The following is a 17,477-nucleotide window of genomic DNA, read 5'->3' as shown; positions in this document are numbered from 1 at the left end:
AGGTGACCACCAACCCCTTGGCCGAGAGGCGCCGTCGCTGAGTCAGAGGCAACTACTACCGCATTCCCAGCCTTCTTTAAGGTGCGGCATTCATAGTCGATCTCGTGAGTTGCTCCTGTGCGACTCGGTGATCTCCTCCCCCTGTCGGATCACCGGGTCAAAGGGCACCCGCCTCTGCTGGCCGAGTTCGGCGACAAGACCAGCAGAGGCGGGTTTTCTCATTCCCGGGGCACCCCGGTTCGACGTATTCGAATGCGCGGGCGCGTCAGAAGGCGCCGTCGGCCACCTCGACGTCGGACAGCAGCTCCTGCACCTCCGCCGTCGTCGGCATCGCGGTGGAGCACTCGAACCGCCCCGCGACTAGCGCACCGGCCACGTTGGCGAAGTGCAGCGCCCGCTCGAGGTCCCAGTCCTCCAGCAGTCCGTGCACGAGCGCACCACCGAACGCGTCGCCGGCCCCCAGGCCGTTGACGACCCGCACCGGGAACGGCCCGACCGACACCCGCTCACTCGGCGTCACGGCGAGCACGCCGCGGGGACCGAGCTTGACGACGGCGAGCTCGACCCCGGCCTCGAGCAGCCGGTCAGCCGCGCGCTCGGGGTCGGACTCGCCGGTGGCGACCTCGCACTCCTCGGCATTGCCGACGGCGACGGTGACCTTGCCCAGGGCATCTCGGACCCGCCGCCGGGCCTCGTCGCGGTCCGGCCAGAACATGGCACGGTAGTCGAGGTCGAGAACGGTCAGCGGAGCCCGGCCACGCTCCTCCCAGGCCGCATGGTGCGCTGCCCGGCTCGGCTCCTGGCTGAGCCCGGTCGCGGTTGACCAGTGGACCCGCGCTTGCCGAATCGCCTGCAGCGGAATGGAATCCGCGGTGATGAGCAGGTCAGGGGCGGTGGGGTAACGGTAGAACCAGATGGGGAAGCTGTCGGGCGGGAAGATCTCGCAGAAGGTGACCGGGGTGGGCGGTCCGCCGCTGAGGGTCTGGACGTGGGCGTCATCGACGCCGAGCTGCAGCAGCTCGCGGTGCACGAAGCGACCGAAGGCGTCGTCGGCCACGGCGCTCACCAGGGCAACCCGTCGCCCGTGACGCACGACCGCGACGCTGACGTTGGCGGCGCTGCCGCCGAGGAACTTCTCGAAGGTGCGCACCTCGTCGAGAGGCACGCCGTGCTGCAACGGGTAGAGGTCGACGCCGACGCGCCCGATCGCCACGAGGTCGTAGGTGGACGTGCTCGTCATCGGGAGCCTCTCGCTCGGCGACGGTGCCTGAGCGCACCACGCTAGCCGCCGGGCAGCCGTCACGCGGTGTCACGGAATGGTCACGGGTCTTGACGGCGACACCCCACGCCCTCCATTCTCTCCCGTGAGAGCGCTCTCACACTTCCCCTCCACGCACGGAGAGCGCTCCCACACCCATCCGGGGATGAGACCGAAGGAGCTCTCCATGACATCCCGTTCCATGCGGACCGGCACGCCCACCGTGCGCTCGCGCCACGTGGCCCTCGCCACCGTCAGCATCACCCTGGGGCTGCTCGCCCTCTCGGCCTGCAGCTCGAGCTCGGGCGGCGACGGCACCGCCACCCAGGCCGGCACGGCGACCTCCGCCGGCGGTGGGAAGGTCACGCTGACCCTCGCGACGTTCAACCAGTTCGGCTACGAGGAGCTCCTGCCCGAGTTCGAGAAGACCCACCCGAACATCAAGGTCACCCACAAGAAGGCCGCGACCTCGAACGAGGCCCGCGACAACTTCTTCACCCGCCTGTCCGCCGGCAGCGGCATGGCCGACGTCGAGGCCGTCGAGGTCGACTGGCTGCCGGAGATGCTCCAGTTCTCCGACAAGTTCACCGACCTCAAGAGCGCCGACACCGACGGACGCTGGCTCGACTGGAAGGCCAAGGCGGCCACCGACGCCGCGGGCCACCTCATCGGCTACGGCACGGACTCCGGCCCCGAGGCGATCTGCTACCGCAGCGACCTCTTCAAGGCCGCTGGCCTCCCGAGCGACCGCGAGTCCGTCGCCAAGCTCTTCGGCAACACGTGGGAGAGCTACTTCGCCGCCGGCAAGCAGTTCAAGGCCAAGTCGAAGGTCCCCTTCTTCGACAGCATCGGCGCCACCTACCAGGGCATGGTCAACCAGCTCGAGGCCGCCTACGAGAACCCGAGCGACGACGCGATCACGGCCACCGACAACGCGGCCGTCAAGAAGATCTACGACCAGGTGATCCAGGCCGGCATCACCGACGGCCTGTCGGCCAAGCTCCAGCAGTGGGGCGACGACTGGACCGCGAGCTACCAGAAGGACGGCTTCGCGACGATGCTCTGCCCCGGCTGGATGGTCGGTGTCATCGAGGGCAACGCCAAGGGCGTCAAGGGCTGGGACGTCGCCAACACCTTCCCCGGTGGCGGCGGCAACTGGGGCGGCAGCTACCTCACCGTGCCCAAGCAGAGCGCCCACCCCAAGGAGGCGCAGGAGCTGGCCAACTGGCTGACCGCCCCCGAGCAGCAGGTCAAGGCCTTCAAGAAGGTCGGCGCCTTCCCGAGCCAGACGAAGGCCCTCGAGAGCCAGGACCTGCTCGCCTTCAAGGTCGCCTCCTTCAACAACGCACCCACCGGCCAGATCTTCGCCGACCGCGCCAAGGCCGTGACGATCACGCCGTACAAGGGCACCCACTACTTCGCGATCAACGACGCGATGCAGCAGGCGCTCACCCGCGTCGAGCAGGGCACCTCGCCGCAGGAGTCCTGGGACAAGTGGGTGAACGACGTCAAGGCCCTCGGCTGACCTGATACCTCAGCCGGCCCGTGGACGGCCCGGCGCAGCCCCCTCCCCACCGGGCCGTCCACCCGACGATCGGAGCCACCCATGCCCCTCCAGACCACTGACCGCACGCCGGCCTCCGCGGCGACCCGCGACGCCCGCACGGTCTCGCCGCGCTCGCCCGTGAAGCCCCGCTCGCAGTGGCGCCGCCGCCTGACGAAGCTCGACGAGAAGGCCTCGCCGTACGCGTACGTCAGCCCGTTCTTCATCCTCTTCGCTATCGTCGGGCTCTTTCCACTGCTCTACACCGCGTGGGTCTCGCTGCACCGGTGGAGCCTCATCGGCGGCCAAGGCGACTTCGTCGGCCTCAAGAACTACGCCGACGTGCTGGGGCAGCCGTTCTTCTGGAACGCCCTCAAGAACACGATCAGCATCTTCCTGCTCTCGAGCGTGCCGCAGGTCATCGCGGCACTGCTCATCGCGGCCGCCCTCGACAGCGGCTTGCGGGCCCGCACCTTCTGGCGGATGGGCGTGCTGCTGCCCTACGTCGTCGCCCCGGTGGCGGTGGCGCTGGTCTTCAGCGACCTCTTCGGCGACAAGTTCGGTCTCGTCAACCACCTGCTCGGCCTCATCGGCGTCGACCCGGTGCAGTGGCACAAGGAGGTGCTGCCGAGCCACCTCGCCATCGCGACGATGGTCAACTTCCGGTGGACCGGCTACAACGCGCTCATCTTCCTCGCCGCGATGCAGGCGATCCCGCGGGACTACTACGAGGCCGCCCTCATCGACGGCGCCGGCCGGGTGCGCACCTTCTTCTCCATCACCGTCCCGCAGCTGCGGGCGACGATCATCTTCGTCGTCATCACCTCGACCATCGGTGGGCTGCAGATCTTCGACGAGCCCCGGATGTACGACCAGTACGGCCTCGGCGGAGCCGACCGCCAGTGGCAGACGGTGACCCTCTACCTCTACCAGCTCGGCTGGACCCAGAAGAACTTCGGCCGCGCCGCCACCGTCGCCTGGATGCTCTTCCTCATCGTCGTCGTCTTCGCCCTCGTCAACTTCCTCGTCACCCGCCGGATCGCCTCGAAGGGACAGCGATGACCGCCACGACCCCGCACCGCCCGCCCGGAACCCGCCGCACCCGGCTGGTCCGCCGCACCCGGGCCGGTCGGACGGCATACGTGGTCCTGACCGTCGTGCTGCTCGCGTCGGCGTTCCCGCTCTGGTGGTCGTTCGTCATCGGCAGCAAGGACGCGGCGGCCATCGTGCAGGACCCGTACTCGCTCGTCCCGGGCGGCCACTTCCTGCAGAACGCGGCCACCGTCGTCACGAGCGTGCCGTTCTGGAAGGCCCTGGGCAACAGCGTGCTCGTCAGCGGCACGGTGTCGCTGCTCGTCGTCCTCTTCTCGGCGCTGGCCGGTTTCGCCTTCGCGAAGCTGCGCTTCCGGGGCCGATCGGGCCTGCTCGTCTTCGTCATCACGACGATGGCGGTGCCGACCCAGCTCGGGATCGTGCCGCTCTTCATCGTCATGAGCAAGCTCGGGTGGATCGGCAGCGTCTGGGCCGTCATCCTGCCCAGCGCGGTGAGCGCCTTCGGCGTCTTCTGGATGACGCAGTACCTCCAGGAGGCGCTGCCCGACGAGCTCATCGAGGCCGCTCGCGTCGACGGCGCCTCGACGCTGCGCACCTTCTGGTCCGTCGCGCTGCCGGCCGCCCGGCCCGGCGCCGCGATGCTCGCTCTCTTCACCTTCATCGCGACGTGGACCAACTTCTTCTGGCCGTTCATCGTGCTCGACCCGGGCAACCCCACCCTGCCCGTTGCCCTGCAGCAGCTGCAGGCCGCGCACTTCGTCGACTACTCGCTCGTGCTCAACGGGGTCGTGCTCATGGCGTTGCCCCTCATCGTCCTGTTCATCGTCGCCGGGAAGCAGCTCGTCTCCGGCATCATGCAAGGAGCAGTCAAGGGATGACCGCCAACACCACCACCTCGCTGCGCACGTCCGCGAGAACCCTTGCCGCGCAGGCTCGCCCAGTGCCGCAGGACTTCGTCCTCGGGGTCGCGACGGCGGCCTACCAGATCGAGGGCGCCCGGCACGTCGACGGCCGCACCGACTCGATCTGGGACACCTTCGCGCACACGCCGGGAGCCGTCGTCGGCGGCGACAACGGCGACGTCGCGTGCGAGCACCACACGAGGTATGCCGCCGACGTCGAGCTCATGAAGTCGCTCGGCATGCAGTCGTACCGCTTCTCGACGTCGTGGAGCCGGGTCTGCCCCGACGGCGGCCCCATCAACGCCAAGGGCCTCGACTTCTACGAGCGCCTCGTCGACTCGCTCCTCGAGGCCGGCATCGCGCCCTGGCTCACCCTCTACCACTGGGACCTGCCGCAGGCCCTCGAGGACCGCGGCGGCTGGACGTCGCGCGAAACGGTCGATCGCTTCGTCGACTACTCGCTCGCCGTCCACGACCGGCTCGGTGACCGGGTGCGCACGTGGACCACCCTCAACGAGCCGTTCTGCTCGGCGTTCCTCGGCTACACGGCCGGCATGCACGCCCCGGGGCGCACGTCACCGGCCGACGGGCTGGCGGCAGCACACCACCTGCTGCTCGCTCACGGCCGCGTCGTCCAGGAGCTACGGGCACGCGACGCCTCGCTCGAGCTCGGGCTGACGCTCAACTTCACCGTCGCCGACCCGCTCGACCCGTCGGACCCGCGCGACGTCGACGCCGCCCGGCGCATCGACGGTCAGATGAACCGGATCTTCCTCGACCCGGTCTTCCGCGGCGAGTACCCCGCCGACCTCCTCGAGGACGTCCGCCACCTGGGACTCGAGGACCACATCCTGGATGGCGACCTCGAGGTCATCTCGACGCCGATCGACGTCCTCGGCGTCAACTACTACAACGGCGAGGCCATCGGTCACGAGCAGCCGGAGTCGGCGCTCGACGACGCGCTCAACGGGGGCCGCGAGACCCGCTCGCCCTTCCCGGCCGCCGACTCCGCCCACCGCCACCCGCGCGGCCTGCCCGTCACCGCGATGGACTGGGAGATCCAGCCCGAGGGCCTCACCCGCCTGCTCGTGCGGCTGCAGCAGGAGTATGCCGGTCCGGCGGGAGTCGCGCTGCACGTCACCGAGAACGGGGCCGCCTTCGACGACGTCGCCGACGGGGAGGGCTTCGTCGACGACCGCGGCCGCACGGCATACGTCCGGGCGCACCTCGGCGCGATCCTCGACGCGGTCGACGCCGGGGTGCCCGTGCGCGGCTACTTCTACTGGTCGCTGCTCGACAACTTCGAGTGGGCCTGGGGCTACGCGAAGCGCTTCGGTATCGTCCGAGTCGACTACGACACCCAGGTGCGCACGCCCAAGGCGAGCGCCCTCGACTACGCCCGCATCATCGCGACGCGCCAGCTGCTCCCCGCCGGAGACGCTGTCGCCACCGACGACAGGGGCGACACACCCGCAGGAGGCTCCGAGGCATGAGCGACGGCACCCTGGCAGCGCCGGTCGGACGACCCACCCTCGAGGAGGTCGCCCGGGTGGCCGGCGTGTCGCGGGCCACGGTCTCGCGCGTCATCAACGGCTCGCCACGGGTGAGCCCCGACGTCCTCGCCGTCGTCGAGAAGGCCATCGCCGAGCTCAACTACGTGCCGAACCGCGCCGCCCGGTCGCTCGTGGCACGCGCGACGATGTCGATGGCCCTGGTCGTGCCCGAGGACGCGCACCGCTTCTTCGGAGACCCGTACTTCGCCGACGTGGTCCAGGGCATCAGCGACCGGCTCGACGACAGCGACTACGTGCTCAACCTGCAGCTGACGCACCCGAGCTCTCCGTCGGAAAAGACCCGGCGCTACCTGCTCGGCGGCAACGTCGACGGTGCGCTCGTCGTGTCGCACCACTCCGGCGACCACTTCCTCGCCTCGCTCGGCCGGTCGCTCCCCGTCGTCTTCGGCGGCCGGCCGCTCGGCGACGTCGCGAACCCCGGCGACTACTACATCGACGTCGACAACCGGGCCGGTGCGAGGCACGGCGTCGAGCACCTCATCGCCCGTGGCCGCCGCAACATCGCCACGATCACCGGCCCGGAAGACATGCCCGCATCCGTCGACCGCGAGCTCGGCTGGCACGACGCCCTGACCGCGGCCGGACTGTCCGACCACCGCGTCGGCCGTGGCGACTTCACCGAGGCCGGCGGCATCCGGGCCGCCCTGGCCCTCGTCGACGAGCACCCCGACATCGACGCGATCTTCGTCGCGAGCGACCTCATGGCGAGCGGTGCCCTCGTCGCCTTGGAGGAACGGGGGCTCTCGGTGCCCCGCGACGTCGCCATCGTCGGCTTCGACGACAGCCCGTACGCCACCCGCGGCAAGGTCGGCCTGACGACGGTGGCCCAGCCGGCGCAGGAGATGGGCGTGGTCATGGCCGACACGCTGCTGCGCCTGCTCGGCGGCGAGACCCCGCCCCGGGTCACGACGCTCACCACCAAGCTCGTCGAGCGCGACTCCACCTGACGCGTACGCCCTCGACACCTCCCCCCTCGTCGAGTGGGCACTTTGCGGCCGGCCGGCCGTGGAAGCGACCCCTCCACCTCACCTACGGCGCATCATGTCGCGCTGGATGGCGAGGTCCATCGCGTGGGACGAGAAGAACCGCGGCTCCGCATTGCCGAGGTCGAGCGCACTCGACGGAACTCTGAGCGCATCCGCGAACCTCAGGATGCATGCACGTCGATCGGGGGTCGTGCTCAGGTCTCGCCTCCACACCTCTTCCACGCGGTAGGCGCCACGTCGCTCGAAGCCGGACCGACGTCGCGCGTCCCGTTCGCGTTCGACCTTCCCGTCATGAAAGGCCTCGCCCTGATACTCGCCGACAACACGCTGCTCCTCCCAGAGCAGATCGGCAACACCGAGAAAGAAGCCGCCTGGACTGATGACCGCTCGTCCGAGGAGCGGTTCTGGCAGCCCGCAGCGGACCAGCATCAGCCGGGTCAAGGTCTCACGCGGTGAGGCTGCACCCCAACGGATCTCAATGAGCGCCTCCAGAAGCGCAGCCTTGCCTCGAGGGCGGACACGAGCCGCCAAGGCGCTGCGCATGGGCTGGATCGTGTTGCTGCGGGTCGCCACCGCGTCACCGAGCACGATGAGATCGTCCAACCCGACCGGCTTGCCCCTTCCAACCAGCTCACCCATGTCGACCCAGGTGTCGGCGGGCGCGACGACGGGAAGCCCCGCCACCGCGACGAGACGCCGCGGATGCAACGCGCGGTGCGCCACGACACCGGGGCGCCGCATGCGCCTCGTGTCGAGCGTCATGGTCACGTGCAGCCGGTCATCCTCCTCCACGGCATACGACAGGGGGAGGCCGAGCAGCTTTGCTGCGGTCACGTGCGAGAACGCGGCATCGAAGGGAAGCACTGGAAGCAGCCCGGCGGCCCGCTCGAGGAGATCGACAGGAGGCTCGATCGCACGGACGCCTCGTGTCGGTCGAAACAGGGTTGGCGAGTCGAGGAACGAGCCCGAGATTCCGCCCCGACGCAAGGGGGCCGTCAGGAACGGCCGCGAAGGGCGCCCGTTGTTCGAGCCCGTCATCAGCTCAATGCCCGCAACTACAAGGCCCGCCATCCTCCTCCACCCTCGCGTCGAAGGTGCCGGGTCGAGGCTGCCGGTCCTCGGCGTACGGGTATCCGCGCTCCCAGGGAAAGGCGCCGTTCACCGACCAGGTCAGCTGCAGGACCGGCACCGAGAACTCCGACGGGCGGCGGTAGTGACGATTCGCGCCGAACACGATGTCCCCGGGATTCGGAACCTCCTCGACGAGATACTTCTCGTCGTGTCCGGCGAACGTCAGCTCCTCCCCCGGAACGAGATCACGCCCACCCGAGATCATCGCGTAGAGATGGTTGAGCAGACCGCCGGCGCTCGCCTGGTCGAGGCCGAAGACCAGCAGCTCCGGATGACCCAGGCCGAAGAGGCCGATCGTGTAGCAGAAGCTGGTGCGCACGGTGTCTCCGTCGCACGGCATCACGTGCTCCAAGGAGCAGCCGTAGCGCCTGATGAACTCGCTCACCCGGCGATCCTCCTGATCAAGCCATTGCGTGAATCTGACCTCGTCCATCTGTCCTCCTGTCGCGAGCCGTGCCCCGACTTTGCCGACCCGGCTGACCCGATGTGCGGTCAAGAGTCGAGCTTGGGGACAAGCGCACTTCCGGTCCTGGGGGTGTGGACGAGCGAAGGTCAGCAAATTGCCCACTGGACTGGAAGGGGAGGCGCGGCGGGCTCCACTGCCTTCCCGGCAAAGTGCCCACTCGACTGGAGAGGGGGGAGAAAAATGTTCCGGCGGTGTGACAACCGACCGGGTGCTCCATGAGTTCTGGATGGCATGTGGCTCGACGAGCGAGCCCACCAGACAAGGGGATCCACACATGTCCATCGCGCGCACCTGCACCGCTGTCACACTCGCCGCCTCCGCCGCCCTCACGGCGACCGCCCTCGCGGTCGCGCCGGCCCAGGCCGGGGGTGCGCCCGACGACAGCACCGTCACCGTCGACCGTCAGGCCCGGCTCGCGGCCGGACAGGTGACCCTGAGCGGCACCTACTCCTGCACCGTTCCCGATGCCGCGTCGACCTCCGGGCCCGGGACGATCGGCGTCGAGCTGGTCACCCGCTCCGGTGTCGCCACCTCGGCCTCGGTCGCCGTCACGTGCGACGGCACGACCCGCGACTGGAGGGTCACGGCGCCGGCCGGCTCACTGGGCCCGGGTCGCGCTTGGGTGCACGGTCACGTCGAGGTGACCGACACCGCGGGCAACACCCCGTGGAACCTCTTCGACACGTCCGTGGCGGTCGTCCGGCGCGGCTGACGAGAACGCCGCACGGCGAAGGGCCGGGACCCGCGCGACGCGGTTCCCGGCCCTTCGGCCGTGCTGTGTGATGTGCAGGCGAGCTGCGCTCAGGCGGGGACGACCTCGAACTTGAGGGTCGCCGCGACCTCGGGGTGCAGACGGACGGTCGCCTCGTAGGAGCCGAGCGTCTTGATGGCCTGCTTCACCTCGATCTTGCGCTTGTCGAGCTCGGGGCCACCGGCTGCCTTGACCGCAGCGGCGATGTCGCCGTTGCTGACGGCACCGAAGAGACGACCCGACTGGCCGGACTTCGCCGGGACCTTGACCGAGGTGGCCTCGAGCTGGCCCTTGACACCCTTGGCCTGGTCGAGGTCCTTGATCGAACGGACCTCACGGCCCTTCGTCAGGGCGTCGACCTGCTTCTGGCCACCCTTGGTCCAGGCGGTCGCGAGACCGCGCGGGAGCAGGAAGTTGCGGCCGTAGCCGTCCTTGACCTCGACGATGTCGCCGGCCTCGCCGAGACCCGAGACCTCGTGCGTGAGAATGAGCTTCATGATGTTCTCCTGGTTCTCGAGCGGCTGGGCTCAGCGAGCCGAGCTCGAGTAGGGCAGCAGGGCCATCTCACGGGCGTTCTTGACGGCCGTGGCGATGAGACGCTGCTCCTGGACGGACACACCGGTCACGCGACGCGCGCGGATCTTGCCGCGGTCGGAGATGAACTTGCGCAGGAGCGCGGTGTCCTTGTAGTCGATGTTCTCGACCTTCGCCGCCTTCAGCGGGTTGGCCTTCTTCTTGGGCTTGCGCACAACGGGCTTTGCCATCGTGGTGCTCTCCTTCTTGATGAGAGCCCGGGGTTCGTGCCCCGGGATGGTTCGTGAACTACTGGGGTGTGTCGTCCGGTTCGCTCAACCGGACGACGGTGCTGACCTGCTCGATCAGAAGGGGGGCTCGTCGTAGCTGGGAGCAGAGCCCCAGCCACCGCCCTGCTGGCCGCCCGCGGGCTGAGCCGCGGGCTGGGCGCCACCGGAGGACTGTCCCCAGCCACCCTGGTTGCCGCCGCCCTGGCCACCGGCGCTGGCACCGGTCGCCCACGGGTCCTCGGCCTGGCCGCCGCCGGAGCCACTGCCGGAGCCACCGCTCCAGCCGCCACCCTGGCCGCCCTGACCGCCGCCGAAGCCGCCACCGCCTGCACCGCCGGCACCGCGCTGGGTCTTGTTGACCTTCGCGGTCGCGCTGCGCAGGGACGGGCCGATCTCGTCGACGTCCATCTCCACGACGGTGCGCTTCTCGCCCTCCTTGGTCTCGTAGGAACGAGACTTGAGACGGCCGGAGACGATCACACGCATGCCACGCTGGAGCGACTCGGCAACGTTCTCTGCCGCGTCGCGCCACACCGAGCAGCGCATGAACAGCGTTTCGCCGTCCTTCCACTCATTGCTCTGGCGGTCGAACTGCCGCGGCGTCGAGGCCACGGTGAAGTTCGCGACCGCAGCACCGGACGGCGTGAAACGCAGCTCGGGGTCGGCGGTCAGGTTGCCGATGATCGTGATGACGGTGTCGCCTGCCATGCGTGGCTCCGTTCAGTCCTTCTTTGGGTGATCGAGCAGTTCAGTAACAGGTCGCTGGAATCAGGCGCCGGGGCGCAGCAGCTTGGTGCGCATGACCGACTCGCTGAGGTTCAGCTGGCGGTCGAGCTCCTGGGCCGTGGCCGGCTCAGCAGACATCGTGACGACGACGTAGATGCCTTCGGACTTCTTCTTGATGTCGTAGGCGAGGCGGCGACGGCCCCAGATGTCGACGTTGTCGACGCTGCCGCCGTCGTTCTTCACGACGGTGAGGAACTTGTCCATCGTCTTGTCGACGGTGCGCTCTTCGGTCTCCGGGTCGAGGATGACCATGAGTTCGTACTGACGCATGCTTCTAACCCACCTCCTCTGGTCTCGGCGGTCACGAGTCTCTCTCGTGACAGGAGGGTTGCATTCGTCCCGCCGTGGGCCTGGCCCCGCCTGGTCTTCCAGCCGGGTCCCAGCCTTGCAGAGGTCACCGACACCGGGTCGGCCACATCCACAGGCTGCAGGGCACACGACGAACTTGGCCAGAGTACCGGGCCACCCGGCATACGAAGAAATCGAACCGCCGAGCACGGGCGCCCACCCGACCGCTCAGGAGAAGCGGACGATGAGGCGGTCCTCGGCGCCGGCCATCGGCCCCGCGAGGTCGTCGTGCTCCGAGCCCGACCCCGCGTCCGACCCGCCGACAGAGCCACCCCACCGCTCACGGGCGCGCAGCCAGACGACGGCCACCAGCCACAGCACCGCGACGACGCGCAGCATCGAGAAGAACGCGTACCACTGCGGCGGCATACCGCGGTCGGGCTTCGAAGTCGCTGCGATGGTGAGCCAGACGGCGACGAAGTTCAGGGCCTCGGCGCCGGCCCAGACGAGGTGGTCGCGCCACTTCAGGGCGCACCAGGCGACGAGCGGCAACAGCCACAGCGAGCTCTGCACCGTGAACGACTTGCCCGTGACGAGCACGATGCCGACCATCACGAGCGACACCTCGGCCAGGGTCGGTCGCCGGGCCGACGAGAGCGCCAGCACCGCGCCGACGAGCAGCGCCACCAGCCAGCCGAGGACGGCGAGTGCGGTCACGGCGCCGTCGGGCAGCGGGTGGCCGGCGAGCTGGGGCAGCAGCCACGGGGAGCCGTAGCCGGCCGGCGCGGAGGCCCAGTCCTGGTAGGGCGAGGCGGCAGCGCCGCGGTTGAGCAGCCACGTCGCCGACAACAGCGCACCGAACGTCAGCAGCGCGTAGCCGGCCGTGCGGCCCGCCGCGCGCAGCCGGCCCGAGCGGACCCCGAGCAGCACGATCGCGACGACGATGAGCACCGGGTAGGAGCGGGCGCCGATGGCAAGGCCCAGCAGGACGCCGGCGAGGGTCGGATTGCGCCGCGACCACGCCCACATGCCGGCGGTGGCGAGGGCGACACCGAGCAGGTCGGCCGACACGAACACGGCGAGCGCCGCCACCGGCGACACGGCCACCTGCGCGGCCGAGAAGGGACGCGCGGCCGAGGAGGCGACCAGCCAGACGACTGCCAGCAGCAGCAGGGTCAGCAGCACCGACCACAGCGCGAAGTACCAGGCGGCGCGCGTACGCAGCGACCCCCCGTCGGGCCCCAGGCTCGCGAGCGCCGTGAGCACGAGGCCGGTGACCGGAGGCTGACCAGTGACTGGTGCCCCGTCGCCACCCTGGAGGTATGCGGCGAGGCCGGCCTTGACGTTCGCGTCGCGGTAGGCGGTCGGCAGGTCGGCGTAGCAGGCGCTCCAGAACTGGGTGTCGCCGCTGAACCCGGTGCGCAGGCACGGCGCGCGCAGCAGGATGCCGAGCCCCGCCGTGACCGCCGTCAGCGCGGAGAGCACGGCGGCCGTGAGCAGCCAGGGCAGCTCACGCGCGGCGGCATACCGTCCGCGGGGGCCCCCGATGACCTCGGAGGCAGCCCGCACGACGGGGTCGTCGACCCCTTGGCCGGCGCGCCCGGTCGGGATCCCCCCGGTCATGCGCGGGTCACCTTGTTCACGAGCCGGTCACCCCGGTCACGGTCGACCTCACCCGCCGCCGCCGCCTCCGCCACCGGCACCCGGATTGGTCGTGCTCTGGCCGGGCAACGGGATGGTGATCGTCGGCTTCTGCGTCTTCGTCGGCGGCGGCGTCGGCTTGCCGGTGCCGTTGGTCTTCGTCGGCTGCTGCGTGGTCGTGGGCGGCGCTGTCGTGCTGGTGGTGGTGGTCGGCGCCTGCGTGGTGGTCGGCTGCTGGGTCGTGGTCACCGGCGGCGGCGTGAAGGTCGGCGTGGGGGTCGGCACCTTGTCGTCGCCGACTCCGGCACGCTGCGGGAACTCCTGGACCTCCATGTTGTCGGTGACGACCTTCATGAAGTCGAGCCAGATGTTCGCCGGGATGGTCGAGCCGTCGAAGAGCGACGACTCCTGCGGAGTGAGCGTCTGGCTGCTCTTGCCGTCCGGGGTCGGCTTGTACATGCCCACCGACACGGCCAGCTGCGGGATGAAGCCGGAGAACCACTTCGACCGGTTCTCCTCCGAGGTGCCGGTCTTGCCGGCGACCGGGCGGTCGAGCGTGCGACCGATCTTGGTCGCGGTGCCACCCGGCTTGACCGTGTAGGTCATGGCGTCGGTGACGTCGGCCGTGACGTCCTGGTCGAACGCCCGCTTGGTCTCGGGCTTCGCGGTGTAGGTGAAGTCCCCGGCCGACGAGGTCACCTTCTTGACGAAGTAGGGCTTGGTGCGGATGCCCTGGGACGCGATCGTCGAGTAGGCCGAGGCCATGTCGATGACGTGGGGTGACGCCGTGCCGAGGATGTTGGTGAGGTCGGTGCCGAGGCCCGGGGTGCGCTCGGGGATGCCGGCGTCGATCGCGGCCTGCTTCGTCTTGGCCGGCGTGATCTGCTCGTTGAGGTTGACGAACGCGGTGTTGATCGAGCGCCCGATCATCCGGCGCATGTCGACCTTGCCGTAGGACGTGTCCTCGAAGTTGTTGATCTTCGTGCCGGCGATCGTCTGCGGTGTGTCGCCGTCGAACTTCGTCTTCGTCGAGATCCCCTCGCGCACCGCAGCCAGGACGCCGAACGGCTTGAAGTTGGAGCCGCCCTGCATGATCGCCTGCGTCGAGGTGTTGAGCTGGTCCTTCGCGTAGTCGGGGCCGCCGTACATCGCGACGACCGCGCCGTCGCCGGGCTTGATCGCGACGAGGCCGCCGGTGACCCGCTTCGGCAGGTTGTCCTTCATCGCCGCGACCGCGGCCGTCTGGGCCTTCTTGTCGATGGTCGTGACGATGCGCAGCCCGCCGTTGTCGATCTCGCGGTCGGTGAGGCCGGTCGTGAGCAGCTCGCGCTTGACCTGGGCCGTGATGTAGCCGTTGGGACCGGACGAGGACTTGACGCCCGTGTAGGGGAGGATCTTCGGCAGCTCGGTGCGCTTGGCCCGGTCGGCGGCGCTGAGCCAGCCCTCCTCGGCCATGCCGTTCAGCACGTACGCGTAGCGCTTCTCGAGGTTGGCCTTGGCGCGGTCGCCGTTGGCGGGGTCGTAGAGCGAGGGAGCGTTGATGACCGAGGCGAGCACGGCCCCCTCGGAGACGGTCAGCTTGCCGACGTCCTTGCCGAAGTACGCCTTGGCCGCGCTCTGGATGCCGTAGGCGCCGCGACCGTAGTAGATGGTGTTGAGGTACTTCTCGAGGATCTCCTGCTTGGAGAGCTGGCCGTCGATCTTGACGGCGATGAGGATCTCCTTGGCCTTGCGGCTCAGGGTGCGGTCCTGGGTCAGGAAGTAGTTCTTGACGTACTGCTGGGTGATCGTGGAGCCACCGACCTGGGCCTCGCCCGTGACGCTGGTCTTGACGGCGCGCAGGATGCCGCCGACCGAGATGCCGTTGTTCTGGTAGAACGTGCGGTCCTCGGCGGCGATGTGGGCGTCCTGGACGTACTTGGGCACGCGGTTCAGCTTCACCGACTCGCGGTTGCCGTCCTGGACGGCGATGCGGTCGAGCTCGGTCTTGCCGTCGGAGTAGTAGACGATCGAGACCTGCTTGTTGGCAAGGTCGTTCGGCTGCGGGATCACGGTCTGGTTGTAGGCGATGACGACACCGATGGTGCCGAGGACGAGCAGCACGCCGGCGGTGATCGAGCCCCACTTCAGGGTGCCGAGCGCCCACTTCTTCCAGCCGGTGCGGCCCTCGCCGTCGTGGCCTTCGGAAGACCCGGCGCCGCCGTCGCGGCCTCCGTCATCGCGACGGCCTCCGCGGCCGCCACCGGTGGCCAGCTGGGCAGCGCGGACCTCGCGCCTGCTCTGCGTCACAACCTGCTCCGTTCAGTGATGAGGCCCGAGAGATCCTCCCGAGCCGCCTCCCAGTATGACCCGACGCATGCCCTCGCGCCCAAAACGGAGGGTGTGGCTCACACGACCCTCACACGGCGCTCACAGGCGCCGGTCGAGCCCCGTCACGGGCTTAATGCGACATACCCGGCAGCCGTGCAACCTTTCACCCGCGCCGCCCGGTCCAACAGGATGTGACGACGACGACGCACACCACCGGGGCAGGGAGGGGCCACGCGGCCCACCCGCCGACGACGGTGCCGATGACAGGGGGAGGCACGGTGAACCACGCCTCCTTCGACGACTTCGTGGCCAGCCGGTCCACGCGACTGCTGCGCACGGCATACCTGCTCACCCACGACCGCGCCCTGGCCGAGGACCTCGTGCAGACGTCCCTGTCGAAGGCGTGGTTCGCCTGGGGGCGCATCGAGGGCCAGCCGGAGGCGTACGTCCGGCGGATCATGGTCAACACGTACTCGAGCTGGTGGCGGCGCCGCTGGAACGGCGAGGAGGCGACCGCCGAGCTGCCGGAGTGCGCTGCCGGGAGCCGACGCCCCGACGACGTACGCGTCGACGAACGCACCGACCTGTGGCGCGCCCTCGAGCGCCTGCCGAAGAGGCAGCGTGCGGTCGTCGTGCTCCGCTTCTACGAGGACCTCTCCGAGGCCGAGACCGCCGAGATCATGCAGTGCTCGGTCGGCACCGTGAAGAGCCAGGCGAGCCGGGCGCTCGCCAAGCTCCGCATCGACCCCAGCCTGCGCCCGGCCTGCGATGACGAACGCGACGGCGAACGCGACGAGGAGCGTGCCCGATGAACCTCACCGACCTCCGCGAGGAGCTCACCGCCCACGCCGACGATCTCGGCACCGCCCCCGACTTCCGCGCCGGCGTCGCCGCCCGGGTGATGCAGACCAAGCGCCGCCGGGCCACTACGGCCGGCGCGGGGGCCGCCCTCGCCGTCGTAGCTCTCGCCGTCGGCGTCATGACGAGCGTCGGCCGGCCGGCCCCGTCCGTCCCCGCCGGTACGCCGTCGAGCGTGGCCCCGATGCTCGGCGCCGACGGTATGCCGCTGCGCACCGTCCCCGACGCACCCGGCGACATCACCAGGGACGGCCTGCGCCTGCGGGCGAACGTCGCGGGCGACCACCTCGGCGTCGGAGTCATCGGGTCGGTGGGCGGATCGCTCATCACGGCGGACTGGACCCCGACCACGACGCACGTGAGCCTGACGGGTGAGTGCTACCTCCCGGGCGCCGACCAGGCGCTGCTCCAGCGCGCCCAGCTGCGCATCATGCTCCAGGGCGCCGAGGGCTACTTCGGCACGGGCTGCCGTGACTCCGCCCCCACCGACCGCGACCTGCCCGTCGGCGGCTGGGAGCCCGGCGAGCCGGGTCAGGGCTGGCCCGAGCTGACGCTCGGCAGGCGTGAAGAGGTGGTCATGAGGGTCGTCGACGGCAAGACCGGAAGGCAGCTGGACCTTCCCGGCGTGCGCATCGTCGGCGCGGTCTACGAGCAGGGCGACCGCCGCGCGATCCGCGACGGGGCCGGCACGACGCGGGCCGCCCTACCGGAGGCCGTCGAGCACCAGGGCTACCGCTACCGCCTGACGGCCGTCTCGAGCGGGCCCCTCGCCACCGGGGGGCTGCCACAGCTCGATCTGCCGACCACCGGCCCGGTCCTCGTGAACTGGGGCTCGGCGGGTGACGGGTTGACCGGCACCTCGGCGCCGGACGGCACCACGGAGCTGCGGCTCGAAGGTCTGCGCGACGGCGCCCAGGGCCGCGGGTACGGCGCCTCCGGTGTCGTCCCCGTGCCGGCGGGCGCCGCCCGCAGCCTGCGCCTCGTCGCCCAGGGTGCGCGCCCCGACCACGGCGTCGGCTTCATCGCCGTCTACACCCTCACCCCCGACCCCCGGCCCTGACCGCCGGCGCAGACGCCGGCCAGGCGCAACACACCGAGCACGTCACGACTTGCTCGGTGTGTTGCGG

17 protein-coding genes are annotated in these 17,477 nt (G+C 69.9%); 8 read left to right on the top strand and 9 right to left on the bottom strand.

The genetic code is table 11. The features are described from left to right. Window positions 1–265 precede the first annotated feature (265 nt). Complete coding sequence (gene iolC, locus AB4091_RS07145; RefSeq protein ID WP_442291033.1) at window positions 266–1,240, bottom strand: 5-dehydro-2-deoxygluconokinase; 975 nt, start codon at window positions 1,238–1,240, stop codon at window positions 266–268. 205 nt (window positions 1,241–1,445) lie between these two features. Here iolC and AB4091_RS07140 point away from each other — a divergent pair, with 205 nt between their 5' ends. The 5 genes from AB4091_RS07140 (at window position 1,446) to AB4091_RS07120 (ending at window position 7,277) form a co-directional block, all read left to right on the top strand. Then, window positions 1,446–2,783, top strand: coding sequence for an ABC transporter substrate-binding protein (locus AB4091_RS07140; RefSeq protein ID WP_442291032.1), 1,338 nt, complete (start codon window positions 1,446–1,448; stop codon window positions 2,781–2,783). 81 nt (window positions 2,784–2,864) lie between these two features. Further along, window positions 2,865–3,863 (top strand): carbohydrate ABC transporter permease, encoded by a 999-nt coding sequence (locus AB4091_RS07135; RefSeq protein WP_442291031.1) that lies wholly within the window; start codon window positions 2,865–2,867, stop codon window positions 3,861–3,863. Then, window positions 3,860–4,732 (top strand): carbohydrate ABC transporter permease, encoded by an 873-nt coding sequence (locus AB4091_RS07130; protein ID WP_442291030.1) that lies wholly within the window; start codon window positions 3,860–3,862, stop codon window positions 4,730–4,732. Before AB4091_RS07135 ends, AB4091_RS07130 begins: the two co-directional genes overlap by 4 nt. Then, on the top strand, window positions 4,729–6,249 hold the full coding sequence (locus tag AB4091_RS07125; protein WP_442291029.1) for a GH1 family beta-glucosidase: 1,521 nt from the start codon (window positions 4,729–4,731) through the stop codon (window positions 6,247–6,249). The genes AB4091_RS07130 and AB4091_RS07125 overlap by 4 nt, the downstream gene beginning before the upstream one ends. Continuing rightward, a complete protein-coding gene (locus AB4091_RS07120) occupies window positions 6,246–7,277 on the top strand; it encodes a LacI family DNA-binding transcriptional regulator (RefSeq protein ID WP_442291028.1) in 1,032 nt (343 codons plus the stop codon). Before AB4091_RS07125 ends, AB4091_RS07120 begins: the two co-directional genes overlap by 4 nt. A gap of 78 nt (window positions 7,278–7,355) precedes the next feature. On the opposite strand, the gene AB4091_RS07115 is transcribed toward AB4091_RS07120, so the two are convergent. Together AB4091_RS07115 and AB4091_RS07110 are read right to left on the bottom strand one after the other, a co-directional pair. Then, on the bottom strand, window positions 7,356–8,387 hold the full coding sequence (locus tag AB4091_RS07115; protein WP_442291027.1) for a hypothetical protein: 1,032 nt from the start codon (window positions 8,385–8,387) through the stop codon (window positions 7,356–7,358). Then, entirely contained in the window at window positions 8,359–8,880 is a 522-nt protein-coding gene (locus AB4091_RS07110; RefSeq protein WP_442291026.1) for a DUF4262 domain-containing protein, read from the bottom strand. Before AB4091_RS07110 ends, AB4091_RS07115 begins: the two co-directional genes overlap by 29 nt. Before the next feature lie 307 nt (window positions 8,881–9,187). Here AB4091_RS07110 and AB4091_RS07105 point away from each other — a divergent pair, with 307 nt between their 5' ends. Then, complete coding sequence (locus AB4091_RS07105) at window positions 9,188–9,625, top strand: DUF6299 family protein (protein WP_442291025.1); 438 nt, start codon at window positions 9,188–9,190, stop codon at window positions 9,623–9,625. Between the two features lie 89 nt (window positions 9,626–9,714). Here the strand turns inward: AB4091_RS07105 and rplI are convergent, their stop codons facing one another. The 6 genes from rplI to AB4091_RS07075 all read right to left on the bottom strand — a co-directional run bounded on the left by rplI (window position 9,715) and on the right by AB4091_RS07075 (window position 15,471). Next, window positions 9,715–10,161 (bottom strand): 50S ribosomal protein L9, encoded by a 447-nt coding sequence (gene rplI / locus AB4091_RS07100; RefSeq protein ID WP_442291024.1) that lies wholly within the window; start codon window positions 10,159–10,161, stop codon window positions 9,715–9,717. A gap of 30 nt (window positions 10,162–10,191) precedes the next feature. Next, the gene (gene rpsR / locus AB4091_RS07095; protein ID WP_013494395.1) at window positions 10,192–10,428 is read right to left on the bottom strand and encodes a 30S ribosomal protein S18; all 237 of its coding nucleotides are present in this window, start codon (window positions 10,426–10,428) and stop codon (window positions 10,192–10,194) included. A gap of 114 nt (window positions 10,429–10,542) precedes the next feature. Further along, window positions 10,543–11,175: a single-stranded DNA-binding protein gene (locus AB4091_RS07090; protein ID WP_442291023.1), complete on the bottom strand. Its 633-nt coding sequence runs from the start codon at window positions 11,173–11,175 to the stop codon at window positions 10,543–10,545. A gap of 60 nt (window positions 11,176–11,235) precedes the next feature. Further along, window positions 11,236–11,523, bottom strand: a complete 288-nt coding sequence (gene rpsF / locus AB4091_RS07085) for a 30S ribosomal protein S6 (protein ID WP_442291022.1) — start codon at window positions 11,521–11,523, stop codon at window positions 11,236–11,238. 246 nt (window positions 11,524–11,769) lie between these two features. Then, window positions 11,770–13,164 (bottom strand): glycosyltransferase 87 family protein, encoded by a 1,395-nt coding sequence (locus tag AB4091_RS07080; RefSeq protein WP_442291021.1) that lies wholly within the window; start codon window positions 13,162–13,164, stop codon window positions 11,770–11,772. 48 nt (window positions 13,165–13,212) lie between these two features. Beyond that, the gene (locus AB4091_RS07075) at window positions 13,213–15,471 is read right to left on the bottom strand and encodes a transglycosylase domain-containing protein (protein WP_442291020.1); all 2,259 of its coding nucleotides are present in this window, start codon (window positions 15,469–15,471) and stop codon (window positions 13,213–13,215) included. 299 nt (window positions 15,472–15,770) lie between these two features. On the opposite strand from AB4091_RS07075, the gene AB4091_RS07070 reads away from it, so the two are divergent. Together AB4091_RS07070 and AB4091_RS07065 are read left to right on the top strand one after the other, a co-directional pair. After that, on the top strand, window positions 15,771–16,304 hold the full coding sequence (locus AB4091_RS07070) for a SigE family RNA polymerase sigma factor (RefSeq protein ID WP_442291019.1): 534 nt from the start codon (window positions 15,771–15,773) through the stop codon (window positions 16,302–16,304). Then, a complete protein-coding gene (locus tag AB4091_RS07065) occupies window positions 16,301–17,410 on the top strand; it encodes a hypothetical protein (protein ID WP_442291018.1) in 1,110 nt (369 codons plus the stop codon). Before AB4091_RS07070 ends, AB4091_RS07065 begins: the two co-directional genes overlap by 4 nt. The last annotated feature ends 67 nt before the right edge of the window (window positions 17,411–17,477 follow it).

Origin of the sequence: Terrabacter sp. 2RAF25 (genome assembly GCF_052115265.1) — a bacterium.
Lineage (GTDB): Bacteria > Actinomycetota > Actinomycetes > Actinomycetales > Dermatophilaceae > Terrabacter.
This window is presented reverse-complemented; position numbering and strand designations above follow the sequence as displayed.

Coding starts and splice junctions, on each gene's coding strand:
- iolC (WP_442291033.1), bottom strand. CDS start 1,240: ATGACGAGCACGTCCACCTACGACCTCGTGGCGATCGGGCGCGTCGGC.
- AB4091_RS07140 (WP_442291032.1), top strand. CDS start 1,446: ATGACATCCCGTTCCATGCGGACCGGCACGCCCACCGTGCGCTCGCGC.
- AB4091_RS07135 (WP_442291031.1), top strand. CDS start 2,865: ATGCCCCTCCAGACCACTGACCGCACGCCGGCCTCCGCGGCGACCCGC.
- AB4091_RS07130 (WP_442291030.1), top strand. CDS start 3,860: ATGACCGCCACGACCCCGCACCGCCCGCCCGGAACCCGCCGCACCCGG.
- AB4091_RS07125 (WP_442291029.1), top strand. CDS start 4,729: ATGACCGCCAACACCACCACCTCGCTGCGCACGTCCGCGAGAACCCTT.
- AB4091_RS07120 (WP_442291028.1), top strand. CDS start 6,246: ATGAGCGACGGCACCCTGGCAGCGCCGGTCGGACGACCCACCCTCGAG.
- AB4091_RS07115 (WP_442291027.1), bottom strand. CDS start 8,387: ATGGCGGGCCTTGTAGTTGCGGGCATTGAGCTGATGACGGGCTCGAAC.
- AB4091_RS07110 (WP_442291026.1), bottom strand. CDS start 8,880: ATGGACGAGGTCAGATTCACGCAATGGCTTGATCAGGAGGATCGCCGG.
- AB4091_RS07105 (WP_442291025.1), top strand. CDS start 9,188: ATGTCCATCGCGCGCACCTGCACCGCTGTCACACTCGCCGCCTCCGCC.
- rplI (WP_442291024.1), bottom strand. CDS start 10,161: ATGAAGCTCATTCTCACGCACGAGGTCTCGGGTCTCGGCGAGGCCGGC.
- rpsR (WP_013494395.1), bottom strand. CDS start 10,428: ATGGCAAAGCCCGTTGTGCGCAAGCCCAAGAAGAAGGCCAACCCGCTG.
- AB4091_RS07090 (WP_442291023.1), bottom strand. CDS start 11,175: ATGGCAGGCGACACCGTCATCACGATCATCGGCAACCTGACCGCCGAC.
- rpsF (WP_442291022.1), bottom strand. CDS start 11,523: ATGCGTCAGTACGAACTCATGGTCATCCTCGACCCGGAGACCGAAGAG.
- AB4091_RS07080 (WP_442291021.1), bottom strand. CDS start 13,164: ATGACCGGGGGGATCCCGACCGGGCGCGCCGGCCAAGGGGTCGACGAC.
- AB4091_RS07065 (WP_442291018.1), top strand. CDS start 16,301: ATGAACCTCACCGACCTCCGCGAGGAGCTCACCGCCCACGCCGACGAT.